Below are 13,304 nucleotides of genomic sequence, written 5' to 3' on the forward strand. Positions count from 1 at the left end.
TTTAATCCTGTTGTTGCAATGAATCAAAATCACGATTCCAACCTAGTTTAGTACGACAAGCCATATAAAAGTCATACCCAGGTGGGTGCAAGAGGTTTAATTTAAATGGATGTTTACGGATATGCAAACTATCACCCACATTGAGTGAAACACTATGTTGCCCGTCGGCGCTGACCATTGGCAATACACGATTTTCACGAATCAGAATTTTAATTTCACTATGACCACCCACAACAATTGGACGTGATGAGAGTGTATGCGGATGCATCGGGACTAAGGAAATCGCATCCATACTCGGATGTACAATAGGTCCACCACCCGATAACGCATAAGCAGTTGAACCGGTTGGTGTAGAAACAATCAATCCATCACTGTGCTGACGATACACATATTGCCCATCGATGTTTAATTCAAAGTCAATCATGTGTACAGACTTACCCGAATGCAATACAACGTCATTTAGGGCAATTGCATCATGAATCGTTTCACCCTTAGAGCGAACTTCCATTTCCAACAAAAAACGGCGGTCTTGCTGGAACTCACCTTGTAAGACTTGATCAAGCTTATAGATGACTTCAGTTGGTTTAATATCGGTAAGAAACCCTAAGCGTCCACGGTTTACACCAATCACAGGCGTATTATACTTCACCAAAGAACGTGCAGCATGTAATAAGGAACCATCACCCCCAACCACAATAACCAAATCTACAACCTCACCCAATAATGCTCGGCTGACTGTCTGTGTATTTTGATAAGGGACAAGCTCGGCGGTTTCTGCATCAAAAACAGGATGTAAACCCAAGCTCATAAGATGATCGTGAATGAGGCTTAAAGTTTCAACAACAGAAGATTTGTCTGGTCGACCAATTAATCCAATATTCCGAAAAGACTTGTGTGAAAGTTGCACCTATGTGATCGCTCCGTTAGGATTCTGGCTTATGATACCATTAACCCGATTGAAATAAAAAACCTTATAAATAGCCTGATTAGCTCAAACATTTATATAGCTTTTCGCTTCTGTGACAGATTTATTATTGCAAATTGGAAAAAAGCTTCGCATGATTAGCAAAATTTATCAGGATCTTATCACTTTTTATGAAGTTTGAACGTGGCATAGGATTATTCGCACTTATTTTCTCCATATTGGTCATTGGTATTTTTCTAGCATTTAGTTTTTACCTGATTCGTCTAGATAATATTGTGAGAGAAAAGTTTGAAGGTAAGCGTTGGGATATTCCTGCGAAGGTTTTTGCTCGTCCGCTAGAAATTTACACCAATGCAGCCATTAGCCAGAAAGACTTCAATCAAGAATTGAAACTTTTAGGTTATAAAAATGCGGATAGTTATGCGAAATCAGGGAGCTATGTTAGCTCTGGTGATACTTTATATGTGCACACTCGCGGCTTTGACTTCGGTGATAGTGTTGAACCTGAACAAGTTTTAAAAGTTAGTTTTGCGAATGATCAAATTAGTGAAGTCAGTGCAACCAAACCATCTTCAACAGGGATTGCGCGTTTAGAACCTTTATTGATTGGCGGTATTTATCCGCAGCACAATGAAGATCGGGTTCTGATTAAATTGTCCAATGTGCCAAAACCTTTAATTGAAGCCTTAATTGCAACTGAAGACCGTAACTTCTATAAGCATCATGGTATTTCTGTTCGAGGGACTGCGCGAGCTTTGGTCAGTAATGTGACTGGAGGAAAACGCCAAGGTGGTTCGACACTTACCCAACAGTTGGTTAAAAACTTTTATTTAAGCCCAGAACGTACTTTAAAACGTAAAGTCAACGAAGCCTTAATGGCACTCTTGGTTGAGCTACATTACAACAAAGATGAAATTCTTGAAGCTTATTTAAATGAAGTGAACTTAGGGCAAAACGGCAACTATTCAATTAATGGTTATGGTTTGGCATCACAATTCTACTTCGGTTTACCGTTACGTGAACTCAATATCTCGCAACAAGCCTATTTGGTTGGTTTAGTACAAGGACCCTCTTTGTTCAATCCTTGGCGTAACCCAGAAGGTGCTAAAAAGCGTCGCGATATCGTGTTGAATAATATGCTTGTGATGGGATATTTATCACAAGAACAATATGAACGTGAAATTGCTCGCCCATTAAATGTTTTGGCAAAACCAACGTTAGGACCTGCCCGCTTCCCTGATTTTCTAGATATTGTGCGTCGTCAATTACGGACTGAATATCAAGAATCTGATTTAACCAATCAAGGTTTAAAAATCTTCACTACGCTTGATCCAATTGCACAAACCAACATTCAAACTGCATTTAAAGATTCTGTTGAGCGTTTAACAAAGAATAATCCAAATCGATTAAAAGACTTACAAGGTGCGGTTTTAGTTTCTCATCCAGAAAATGGTGAACTGGTTGCTGCGCTAGGTTCAACCCAAGATTTTACTGGTTTTAACCGTGCACTCGATGCAAAACGCCAAGTCGGTTCATTACTCAAACCTGTGATTTATCTGAGTGCGATTGAGTCTGGACGTTATAACTGGGCCAGCCCAATCGAAGACAGCTACATTAGCATTCCAAGTGAAGGCAAATCTTGGACACCAAAAAACTATAGTGGTGGTGAACATGGCGTGGTTCCAATGGTACAAGCTTTGTCTAATTCTTATAACTTGTCTGCGGTTCGTCTGGGACAAGAATTTGGAGTAGCTAGCTTTAGTAATCATTTGAAAAAGTTTGGTGTAACTTCCAACATTCCAACCTACCCTTCTATCTTTTTGGGTGCGGTTGATATGTCTCCGATGGAGGTCATGAGTATTTATGGAAACTTTGCTACAGGCGGTTTCAAATACCCAATTAAATCGATTCGCTCGGTGGTCGATTCTAATGGTCGTGTTTTAGAGCGTTACAGTTTAACCGTGCAACAAACTATCGATCCTGCGGCGGCCTATATTGTGAACTATGGCCTACAACAGGTAATGAACTCTGGTACAGGTCGTTCTGCTTACAGCACATTGCCAAGTTCATTAAAGCTTGCTGGTAAATCTGGCACCACAAATGATACCCGTGACTCATGGTTTGCAGGATATTCAGGCAATTATCTCAGTGTGGTTTGGCTTGGTTTAGATGACAATAAAGTCACTGGACTGACTGGTTCTTCAGGTGCTTTACCTGTTTGGACCAATGTCATGAGTCAATTACGTCAAAAACCAGTCAATTTACGTCAAACCGACGATGTGCAATGGCAATGGATCGATAGTGGCTCAGGCAACTTATCGGCTCAGGGTTGTGAAGGTGCGTTGTATATACCGTTATTAAGGAGTGCTGTACCACGTCGTGCTACAGCATGCGGCTTTCCTCATTACCAAGTGGAACCAGTTTACACACCTGATACGGAAATGAACCAGAACCAACCAGCGCAACCCGATAGTATGGACAACTATATCCGCGAGAGTGAAAGTGACATGCAAAATGACTTGGATCAAAATTCAGGTCGTGTCATTTCGAGCGGAACGTATGCCAACTAAGGAATTGTAATTGTATATGCTGAGACCGATTCTCCTTTCTGCTGCTGTAATGGCTTTGGTTGGTTGTCAAAGCCTACCCAAGCCAGAAAGTGCTAAACCTGCTGTTACCACCGAAAAGCCCAAAGCTGCTCAACCAAAATCTTCTGGTGTGGTGATTACACCGTATGATCAGCCCGAGATTAAACGGCAAAAAATGCAGGTCGTGGTGCCTGAACAAAAATCTCAGCAGAAATTTGAAGATGGACGCTCACTTCCAGCCTTTAAACAGTTAATGCAGCAAACACAGCAAGCCTATAAACGAGGACGCTGGAATGATGCTGAAGCGGCTGCTTTACGTGCACAGCGTCTAGCACCGCAGTCAGCGGAAACTTTCTTATTTTTGGCTTTAGTTGCCAATCAAAAAAATCAGCCTGCAAATGCGGAAGCTTTAGCCCGTCGGGGCTTAAGCTATGCACAAACCCAAGCTATGAAAAAGCAACTTTGGGGAGCCATAGCCAAAGCAGGGCAAAAGCAAAATAATAGTAAAACCGTACAACAAGCTCAACAGGCATTAAAGTCACTTTAATGCCTGATTGTTCTACACTTTATGAAGAATTTACTACGTTTTTTTTAAAGATATCTGATTCCTGCAATACCGTAAGCATGATGTGATTGCGCTTGTTGTAACAGCTCGACATGCATTCCTCCTAATGCAAATACAGGAATATCCACTTGTTGAGCGTATTCTTGAAAACGAGCCCATCCTAATGGCTCAACATCAGGATGTGTCGCTGTAGCCAAAACAGGACTTAAAATGATCGCATCACAGCCAATATTTTGTGCATGTTTCATGGCCACAGCATCATGACAAGCTGCGATGAAACGAAAGCCGGCAGGTAATTCTCCACGCTTAACTGTCATCAACTGATGTTGTTTGAGATGAATTGCAGCTACTTTCTTCTGCATTGGCAACGTCAATTTTTGCCACGCTTGCACATTGACAATTAAATGACCTGCTTGTTGTTCAGATAATTGTTCTAAATCTTCCAAATCTGCTGCTGTATGTTCAACACGCCAATATAATAATTGCTGCGGTTTAAGTTGTTCCAAATCATTCAAATGCTCAGAAATTTTAATTTGATTTGGCCAATATAAGCGTTGCAAAATACTAAAATTGGCTTTCGGGAAATTCAAACTCAGCAATTCTGCACGGCTATACCATGTCCAAGGTTGTTGAATTTCATTCAGTAATGCTTCGGGCACAATGGCATGAAATAAATGTAAATTTACCACGACATCATCATATTCATGACAAATCACATCAAACATATGCCAGCCATTCAGCCCTACTCCAACTTCTTCAAAAACTTCACGGCGACAAGCTTCTAAAGGCGTTTCATTCGCTTCGACTTTCCCACCAGGAAATTCATGCTTATTCCCTTGATGCTGTTCAGCACTGCGCCATCCAACCAATATTTTATTTTGATGGAGTAATAAGGCAATTGCGACATGAATATTTGGCTTGAACATAACAAGTTCCATCACTTTAAAGTAGTCTCAGTGTAAGTAAATTTAGTTTTTTTATAAATTGCTAAAATTCCCGTTGACAGATCTATTCGATAATGATTATCATTTAAACCACTCAAGAATACACCACGGAGTAACAAAAAAATGAACGCACCTTTTAGCTTATTTACTCGTCACACCGAATCTGCACATGCACTGCCAATGCTACATTCCAACAATCTTTTCGCCCTTGGACGTGAAATTCGCATCATGCATGCAGGTGAAGAATATCGTCTACGTTTAACTCGGAATAATCGCCTTATTCTCACGAAATAAAAACAAAATAAACTGATAATAATAAACGTGGGAACTAGCAGTATGTCAGCGCGTACTGCTTTTTTATTTACAGGCTAAATAGAACAATATCTCAAATTTCAGGTGTTTCAAATTTTCTAAAGTACAACTCTACTTTTAAACCACCATAAGAAGACACTGAAAAATCAATGCTCGCATGATGCAGTTGCACAATTTTTTTACAGATTGAAAGTCCTAACCCTGAACCCGTCGTTTTACTGCCTAAAGCCCGATAAAAACGCTCACCCAAACGCGAGATCGTGTCGCTGTCTACCCCTTCACCTTCATTTTCAATACAGAGATACACCTGTTGTTGCTTGACCGTGACTTGAATATAAACACATTTATGGGGTTGGCTATAACGTATGGCATTATCTAGAAGATTACGTAAGCAAACTGTCATTAACTCAGGATTTACCTTAATCCAACAGGTTTCAATATTGGACACAAGTTCAGTGTGCTTCTGTTGCCTAAAAATGTCCAAACTATTCCAAACGTCTATCACCAGTTGACCTAAGTTCAGCGGTGATAAAGGTAAATCTGCCGTTTCAGTCGGGTCTAAACGTGCGAGCAGCAATAAATTTTCTAGAACTTGGGTGCCACGACTAACATCTTGCTGAATTTGTTGTAATTCTTGGGTAAATTGAGACTGATCTTGATATTTCCGTTGGAGTACTTGCAAGCGCAACTGAATTGCAGACAGTGGTGAACGTAATTCATGCGAAGCATCTGCGGTAAAGCGCTGCTCTGCTTGCAAGGATTGATCTAGGCGCTGTAACAACTGATTCAATTGTAAAACTATAGGCTGAAGCTCATCAATGATCGGTTCATTCTGCATAATCGGCGTTAAGTCCTGTGCACTTTTATCCGCTATTTTTTTAGATAACATTTGCATAACTTTGAACTGACATGCAATCGCAAAATGTGAAAATAACCACTGTAATAACCACAAGACCATTAACAAAACAGCATATATCGCAAAACTACTCAAGATTTTTTCAAAACGAACTTGCATAGGTTGATAAATCACCACTTGCATCTGAGTATCCTGATCAAAGGATTGATAACTTCGCCACAGCGCATGTTGAAACCAAACGTAATCAAAATGCTCATGCTGCATATCTAAAAAATTCACCATAGATGCCAATTCAAATGAATCGGATTGAAGCACAACTTTTTGCTGATGAATCAACTGATATTGTAGATCAAACTCATCACTTAACTGTGTGATATGCGGTCCTTCATTTTGATTGGGGTGAACAAGAAGTAAAGCATCAGCAATTTCATCCATAATTTCATCTTGCATACTCATACTTTGATATATCGAAATGCCCACCAATAAAATAAAAGCGACCGCGCCTGCTGCAACTGAACTTAGCACAGACGTCTTCACCAACCTCTTTTGCAATGAAATATGCTTGGCAGCCATTTAAGTATCCTGATTCATTCGATAGCCTAGCCCTCGAACCGTTTTAATCAAATCAGCGCCTATTTTCTTCCGTAATTGATAAATAAATACTTCTATCGCATTACTTTCAATTTCTTCACCCCATGCATACAGAGACTCTTCGAGTTGTTCACGCGTTACAGTATTTTCAGGTTTCTGCATTAATTTATATAAAATCTGAAATTCTTTCGCAGTGAGATGAATCACCTGTCCATTTTGCTGAACAACCTTGGCTTGCGGGTCGAGTTGTAAATTGGCAAAAGATAAATACTGACCTACCGATGATTGCTGCAAACGTAATTGAGTACGAACTCGTGCTGATAATTCTTCTAAGCTAAACGGTTTGACCAAATAATCATTGGCTCCTAAATCTAGCCCCTCAACACGGTCATGAATACTGTCTCTTGCCGTAATAAAAATAACAGGAATACCTTGCTGCCGTGTTCTTATTGTTTTAAGAATGTCATCTCCCGTAGCTTGTGGCAAACCACGGTCTAAAAGAATGCAGTCATATTGGTGTTGTTCTATGGCATGAATTGCATAATCTCCACGATCAACCCAATCTACATTATAACCGTCCATTTCTAACCAAGTTTTAATGCTTTCGGCTTGGGAATAATCGTCTTCAGCTAATAAAATTCGCATCGTGTACTCACATTACATGCTTATCATCAGCATGCCTTGATTGGATTTAAAATACAAAAGCCACATGTTTTGCATGTGGCTTCAGTTCAATGGATGTCTGATTAAAAAGTTAAAGTATCAACATCAATTTCAACACGTTTGGTTGGAAGATAATCAATATCCACTTCACCTGTTAGTGTAACTGGTGTTTTTGCCGATACAGGTTGACCACGCCATAATTCATCATCGATATCGACCGTAATACTACCTGTATGGTCTTGGAACTGATATTTTTCATCACCCAAAGCTTTAACAACATAGCCTTTCAGTTTTACAGGTGTATCATCTTTTAAAGTTAGTGCCTGCTTAACGGTAATTTGTGTTGGAGCAATTGCCTGTTGATTCACTACTGCCGTATTGGCAAATGCAAAACCACTCGCTGTACTCACAAAAGCTGTAACTAACGCTATTTTAGAAATTACATTCATTACTTCACCCTCAAATATTCATATCTTGATTTGGTTAATGCAATTAAAACAAAATAACATGAGTGGAATCTTAAGATGAGTTCAATACAACATATTTCAACAAAATGAGTAGAACTCATATCTTGTGTTCAAATAGCATCATTCATTTGAATAAGCTGCCTCATGAATATATGCTAATTCAACGGCACAACACGTAACACTTCTTCCAAGGTGGTCATGCCCGCAATCACTTTACGTGCACCTGCAATACGCAAAGGTTCAATCCCTTCTTTTTTTGCCTGTTGACGTAACTCGGTTAAATTGGCATTTGCACCAATGAGTTGCTTGGTGGTTAAACTGAGAGGCATAAATTCGTAAATACCGACACGCCCTTTATAGCCTGTATGACGACATGCTTCACAACCGACGGCGCTATAAACTTTTTCGGGCATTTCCATAATGTAATCAAACGTTAAATGTTCCCATTCATTTTCATTGATATGACTTTCTTTTTTACAATGTGGGCACAGTTTACGTACCAAGCGCTGTGCCAACACACCAAGAATTGTTGCCGCAGTCAAAAATGGTTGCACACCTAAATCATGTAAACGGGTCAAGCTCGATGGCGCATCATTGGTATGTAGGGTTGAAAGCACCAAGTGACCCGTCAATGCTGCCTGAATTGCCATATTGGCTGTATCGTGGTCACGGATTTCCCCCACCATAATAATATCGGGGTCTTGACGCATGAGTGCACGTACACCATCCGCAAAACCAAGATCAATTGCTGTGTTCACCTGCATTTGGTTGAAACTTGGTTCCAACATTTCAATCGGATCTTCAATAGTACAAACATTCACTTGGTCTGTCGCCAATTGCTTCAGGGAAGAATATAAAGTCGTGGTTTTACCAGAACCTGTTGGTCCTGTAACCAAAATAATGCCGTGACTATGTGAGGTTAAACTTTGCCAATCACTTAACAAGCTACCTTCAAAACCCAACTGTTCAAAGCTACGTACCAAAACCTCTGGGTCAAAAATACGCATCACCAACTTTTCACCAAATGCTGTGGGTAAAGTGGATAAACGTAATTCCGTTTCTTGTCCTTTGGGGGTACGGGTTTTTAAACGTCCATCTTGTGGTTTACGCTTTTCCGCAACATTCATACGACCCAAAATCTTAATCCGTGAGATCACGGCTGTCAGCGTATTCGCTGGCATGTTATAAATCGTATGTAATACCCCATCAATACGAAATCGAACTTTACCCGTATCTTTGCGTGGCTCCATATGAATATCACTGGCACCTTGTTCAAACGCAAACTGTAAAATCCAATCGACCAATTTTACAATATGCTGATCATTCGCATCAGGATTTTGCGTGTCGCCTAATTGTAATAAGGCTTCCACACCTTTATTTTCACGATCATAAGTACTAGACTTCTGCGAGTTCGATACTGCCCGGCTTACCTGATAATATTCAACCAAATAACGTTGTAACTGATCTGGGCTGAGCAGCACCCGTTGAATCTTTTTCGGTAACAAACTGCGCTCTAAATTTCCCATCCATTCGGTTTTATAGGGTTGATCCGTTGCAATTAAAATTTCGTCCGCTTTTACTTCTACAGCAAGAATTCTGTTACGAACAGCGAACTCTTGCGACATTACATTGGTCAGCGCACCCACATCTGCTTTGAGTGGATCAATCACATATAAAGGAAGGCTAGATTTATCTGCTAGCCATTGCATTAAACGATTTAGAGATAAGGTCGCCTGAGGATGAAGCTGGTCTTTTAAATTAAAATTTGCAATCCATTGTAATGGATGCCATTTAAGTTGTTCCCGTTGACGGTGCGTGGTTTGTACTAATAATTTTTCACGCTCATCAATACGTCCATCTTTAAATAGTTGCTCTAAACACCAAGTCGTATCAATTTCAAAATTAAAATTCATTATTCTAAGCCTCAATTTCTAGCGACACTATAACAGACTTTATTTCTCGAATGTTCATCGACTTAAAGGGTTAAAACTACTGATTAACCTACTAATATCTTCATATTGAAACTTTTAATCTAAGGAGATATTTCAAAGTTTTGTTTAAATTATGGTATAAAGAATAAAATATCCTCTATTGGGGAAAAAGCATAAGAAAAATCCATTATTCACATAAATATAGACTCACAATAATAAGGTTCGAATTTGCTCATGTCTGATCTCCTATTTAACCAGACCTTAGAACAAGCATCCTTTCAAGAGCTGTTAACTATGATGGCCGTAGCTTTGGGCTGCGGCTTGGTAATTGGATTAGAAAGAGAAAGAAGCAAACAACGTGAAAACCCAAACAGTTTTGCAGGTGTACGTTCTTTTGCCATATGTGCCTTGATGGGTGCATTATGTTTTGCCTTAGGTACCGTCATTGGTATTGTAGGTGCCATAATTGTTGGAGCAATAACCGTATTCTCCCTTCGTAACCAAATAGATGACCCAGGGGTCACAACTGAATTAGCCTTTGTGATGACCTATTTTATTGGTGCGCTTTGTATATGGCATGCGCCATTCGCAGCAGGATTATCGGTCATACTTACCATTATTTTGATGCTCAAACATCCAATTCATGGCTTTGCTAGTCAATGGATAACTGAACATGAGTTTCGAGATGGACTATTCTTACTTGCACTGATTCTTGTGGCATTGCCATTAACGCCTAACACGCCACTTTGGGGTACGGTATTAAACCCGCACATTATTCTCAAATTGCTGGCTTTAATTCTTGCTGTTCAAGCACTTGCCCATATTTCGAAACGCTTACTCTCAGCAAAAAATGCACTGATTTTATCTGCATTAGCCTCTGGTTTTGTATCAAGTACCGCCACAATTGCCAGCCTCGGTATGGAGATTCGTGCAGGGCGTGCTGAAGCTGTACCGAATGCAGGTGCTGCCTTATTATCTTGTGTTGCCACGCTCTTACAACTGCTACTCATCGTCGCTGGAATTAATTTAAACTGGTTAAAACTCATTATTCTGCCAGCTCTTGCCGCCATAAGTATTTTAATTTTGTGGGCACTTTGGCTTATGCGTAAAACCAAACCCTCGACACCAACAGAACATCCTGATGGGCGCATGTTTAGCCTGAAAGAAGCTGCCATTATTGCAGCAACACTCACGATTATTCAGGCGGTAGTTTATGGTTTAAGCTTACTCTTAGGCGATGCGGGCTTAATTATAGGGACACTTTTAGCATCCTTATTTGAAATTCATGCCGCAATTGCTGCAATTGTTGTACAAGGTGATCCTGCCAATCACACGCTTGTCTATGCCCTTATTTTAGGAATGGCAGCCCATGCAATCGCCAAATCTATCAATGCAGGCCTCACAGGCGGAGGTAAATATGCCCTAGCCTTTGCACCTGCTCAAATTTTACATATGCTGGTTTTTATTTTGATCTTATGGTGGATGATACCTTAGACTATTTTGTGTATATTATTCACCATTTACTCTATTCCATTAAAAGCAGGATTTAGACTCACATTTGGTAAAATCCCTTATTTTATAAAAACAGCAATAATGAAGATACTACACATTAATTATTTTAAATGAGATTTAACTCGCATTTTAAATCGATTCATTTTTACATTATTGTATGATACAACCAATTATTAATTATGAATCATTTAAAATAATACCTGAACTTATTCCCCTTATTCGTTGTAAAAGGTTCGTGCAATGAACGACATTGGTTTTAAAAGCTTTCATGATGCAGGACAAGCTGTTCTCAATTTTTTATATCAACGTTTCGGTTTCGGTCTTTGGATGATTACCCGTGTAGAAGGTGAAGACTGGATTATCTTACAAACAGAAGATCATGGTTATGATATACATGCTGGGCAAGTCTTTAATTGGGCCGATTCATTTTGCTCTCAGATGGTCTTGGGCAATGGTCCTAAAATTGCACCCCTATCCGATGATATTCCCGCGTATCGCCAAGCGCCGATTGCACAACAGCTCAAAATTAAAGCCTACATTGGTCAACCGCTGACTAAAGAAGATGGTAGCTTGTTTGGAACTTTATGCGCGATTGATCCAGAACCAAAATCTGAAAGCCTTAAAGAAGAGCAAAGTTTAATTGAGTTACTCGGAGATTTACTCAGTCAAATCTTACAAACCGAATTGAGAGAAATTGAACAGACCCGTAAAAATGAACGTTTACAGGCCGAAGCGCTACGTGATCCACTTACAGGTCTCTATAACCGTCGGGCTTGGGATCAGTTTCTCCTCGCTGAAGAAGAACGTTGCCAATTCTATGGACATCACGCCACAGTATTTATGCTAGATTTAAACGATCTAAAATTCATGAATGATGCACATGGACACGCTGCAGGTGATGAACTCATTCGTCAAACCGCAACAGTGTTAACAGAAAGTTGTCGTAATACCGATATTATTGCACGTATAGGTGGCGATGAATTTGCCATATTAACCGTAGAAAATGACTTCGAATCGTCTCAGGCTCACTTAGAACGAATCATGCAGAACCTAAACACAAAACAAATTAGCGCTGCAATTGGCTTCGCTCTACGTGATCCAAGTGATGGAATTCTCGCTACATGTTTACAAGCCGACAAAAACATGTACCAAGATAAACTCAACCGCCACTAGATTAGTTAAATGAAATCTAAAGCAATGACCTCTAAGTTTTGACTCTGAATAACAAAACTTACATCGAGTTGAGCAAATTTCATTTTATAAATCCGATCACTGTCTTCCTGATATGCTGGTCGAGGGTCTAATGACAATACCTGATCTAATTCGTCAAATCGCGACTGAGTAATCAATTGCTGTGTCAGCAAGCGCTGCTTTTCTAATGTAGCAAATTCTGACCACTGCACATGCATTCGCCTTGGTTCTTGTTGTGCATAACCGCTTTTTGCCTCAAATACAGCATCGGAATAATGAATATAGGGTTTAATATCTAGAATAGGGGTTCCATCTAACAAATCACTTCCTGTAATGTAAACTCTGACAGACTTTCCCTCTTTCTTTACCGCTTGTAACTCTACAACCGATAATCCAATTGGCGCAGGTCGATACATGCTGCGCGTAGCAAACACCCCTATTTTCTTATTCCCCCCCAGACGTGGTGGACGAACTTGTGCACGAAACTGACCTTTTTTATGCTGATTCTTATTATCATGAAACTGCCAGACTAACCATAGATGACTAAACTCTTCAATCCCTTTAAACGCAGCCAAATCATTATAAGGTGCCTGCATCTCTATATAAGACTGAACTTGAACCAAATTGGGCTGTCGCGGAATTCCAAATTTCTCCTGATACGGTGAATGCATAATTCCAATAATTGGCAGTTGAATCTCAGACATAATCACTTTTTCTGATAAGTTCAATTAAATATATTCAGTTTATAGAGAATGATTT

General features: G+C 39.8%; 12 protein-coding genes. 5 read left to right on the top strand and 7 right to left on the bottom strand.

Going from position 1 to position 13,304, the window contains the following annotated elements; genetic code table 11:
- Position 1 precedes the first annotated feature (1 nt).
- A complete protein-coding gene (locus F4W09_RS04005) occupies positions 2 to 907 on the bottom strand; it encodes an NAD(+) kinase (RefSeq protein ID WP_151504097.1) in 906 nt (301 codons plus the stop codon).
- Between the two features lie 188 nt (positions 908 to 1,095).
- On the opposite strand from F4W09_RS04005, the gene mrcB reads away from it, so the two are divergent.
- Together mrcB and F4W09_RS04015 are read left to right on the top strand one after the other, a co-directional pair.
- The gene (gene mrcB / locus F4W09_RS04010; RefSeq protein WP_151504098.1) at positions 1,096 to 3,495 is read left to right on the top strand and encodes a penicillin-binding protein 1B; all 2,400 of its coding nucleotides are present in this window, start codon (positions 1,096 to 1,098) and stop codon (positions 3,493 to 3,495) included.
- Between the two features lie 16 nt (positions 3,496 to 3,511).
- Positions 3,512 to 4,060, top strand: coding sequence for a tetratricopeptide repeat protein (locus F4W09_RS04015; RefSeq protein WP_151504317.1), 549 nt, complete (start codon positions 3,512 to 3,514; stop codon positions 4,058 to 4,060).
- Positions 4,061 to 4,104: 44 nt separating this feature from the next.
- Here F4W09_RS04015 and F4W09_RS04020 read toward each other — a convergent pair whose 3' ends face one another.
- Positions 4,105 to 5,004 carry a thiamine phosphate synthase gene (locus tag F4W09_RS04020; protein ID WP_151504099.1) on the bottom strand — a complete coding sequence of 300 codons (900 nt, stop codon included), beginning with the start codon at positions 5,002 to 5,004 and terminating at the stop codon, positions 4,105 to 4,107.
- A 141-nt stretch (positions 5,005 to 5,145) separates the two neighbouring features.
- Here F4W09_RS04020 and hemP point away from each other — a divergent pair, with 141 nt between their 5' ends.
- The gene (hemP, locus tag F4W09_RS04025; protein ID WP_044739433.1) at positions 5,146 to 5,316 is read left to right on the top strand and encodes a hemin uptake protein HemP; all 171 of its coding nucleotides are present in this window, start codon (positions 5,146 to 5,148) and stop codon (positions 5,314 to 5,316) included.
- A gap of 91 nt (positions 5,317 to 5,407) precedes the next feature.
- Here the strand turns inward: hemP and F4W09_RS04030 are convergent, their stop codons facing one another.
- From F4W09_RS04030 to tfpB, 4 genes are all read right to left on the bottom strand, one after another.
- Positions 5,408 to 6,763 carry a sensor histidine kinase gene (locus F4W09_RS04030; protein ID WP_151504100.1) on the bottom strand — a complete coding sequence of 452 codons (1,356 nt, stop codon included), beginning with the start codon at positions 6,761 to 6,763 and terminating at the stop codon, positions 5,408 to 5,410.
- Entirely contained in the window at positions 6,764 to 7,426 is a 663-nt protein-coding gene (locus tag F4W09_RS04035; protein ID WP_151504101.1) for a response regulator transcription factor, read from the bottom strand. It lies immediately after the preceding gene.
- Between the two features lie 101 nt (positions 7,427 to 7,527).
- Positions 7,528 to 7,893, bottom strand: coding sequence for a NirD/YgiW/YdeI family stress tolerance protein (locus F4W09_RS04040; protein ID WP_104440851.1), 366 nt, complete (start codon positions 7,891 to 7,893; stop codon positions 7,528 to 7,530).
- Between the two features lie 173 nt (positions 7,894 to 8,066).
- Positions 8,067 to 9,824 carry a type IV pilus assembly ATPase TfpB gene (tfpB, locus tag F4W09_RS04045; RefSeq protein WP_151504102.1) on the bottom strand — a complete coding sequence of 586 codons (1,758 nt, stop codon included), beginning with the start codon at positions 9,822 to 9,824 and terminating at the stop codon, positions 8,067 to 8,069.
- Positions 9,825 to 10,076: 252 nt separating this feature from the next.
- Between tfpB and F4W09_RS04050 the strand changes: the two genes are divergently transcribed.
- Together F4W09_RS04050 and F4W09_RS04055 are read left to right on the top strand one after the other, a co-directional pair.
- Entirely contained in the window at positions 10,077 to 11,336 is a 1,260-nt protein-coding gene (locus F4W09_RS04050) for an MgtC/SapB family protein (RefSeq protein ID WP_104440855.1), read from the top strand.
- A 258-nt stretch (positions 11,337 to 11,594) separates the two neighbouring features.
- Positions 11,595 to 12,527 carry a sensor domain-containing diguanylate cyclase gene (locus F4W09_RS04055; protein ID WP_104440856.1) on the top strand — a complete coding sequence of 311 codons (933 nt, stop codon included), beginning with the start codon at positions 11,595 to 11,597 and terminating at the stop codon, positions 12,525 to 12,527.
- Positions 12,528 to 12,532: 5 nt separating this feature from the next.
- Here the strand turns inward: F4W09_RS04055 and tsaA are convergent, their stop codons facing one another.
- Positions 12,533 to 13,249, bottom strand: coding sequence for a tRNA (N6-threonylcarbamoyladenosine(37)-N6)-methyltransferase TrmO (gene tsaA / locus F4W09_RS04060; protein ID WP_151504103.1), 717 nt, complete (start codon positions 13,247 to 13,249; stop codon positions 12,533 to 12,535).
- Between the last annotated feature and the right edge of the window lie 55 nt (positions 13,250 to 13,304).

This window comes from Acinetobacter tandoii (assembly GCF_008867985.1).
GTDB classification, from domain to species: Bacteria; Pseudomonadota; Gammaproteobacteria; order Pseudomonadales; family Moraxellaceae; genus Acinetobacter; species Acinetobacter tandoii.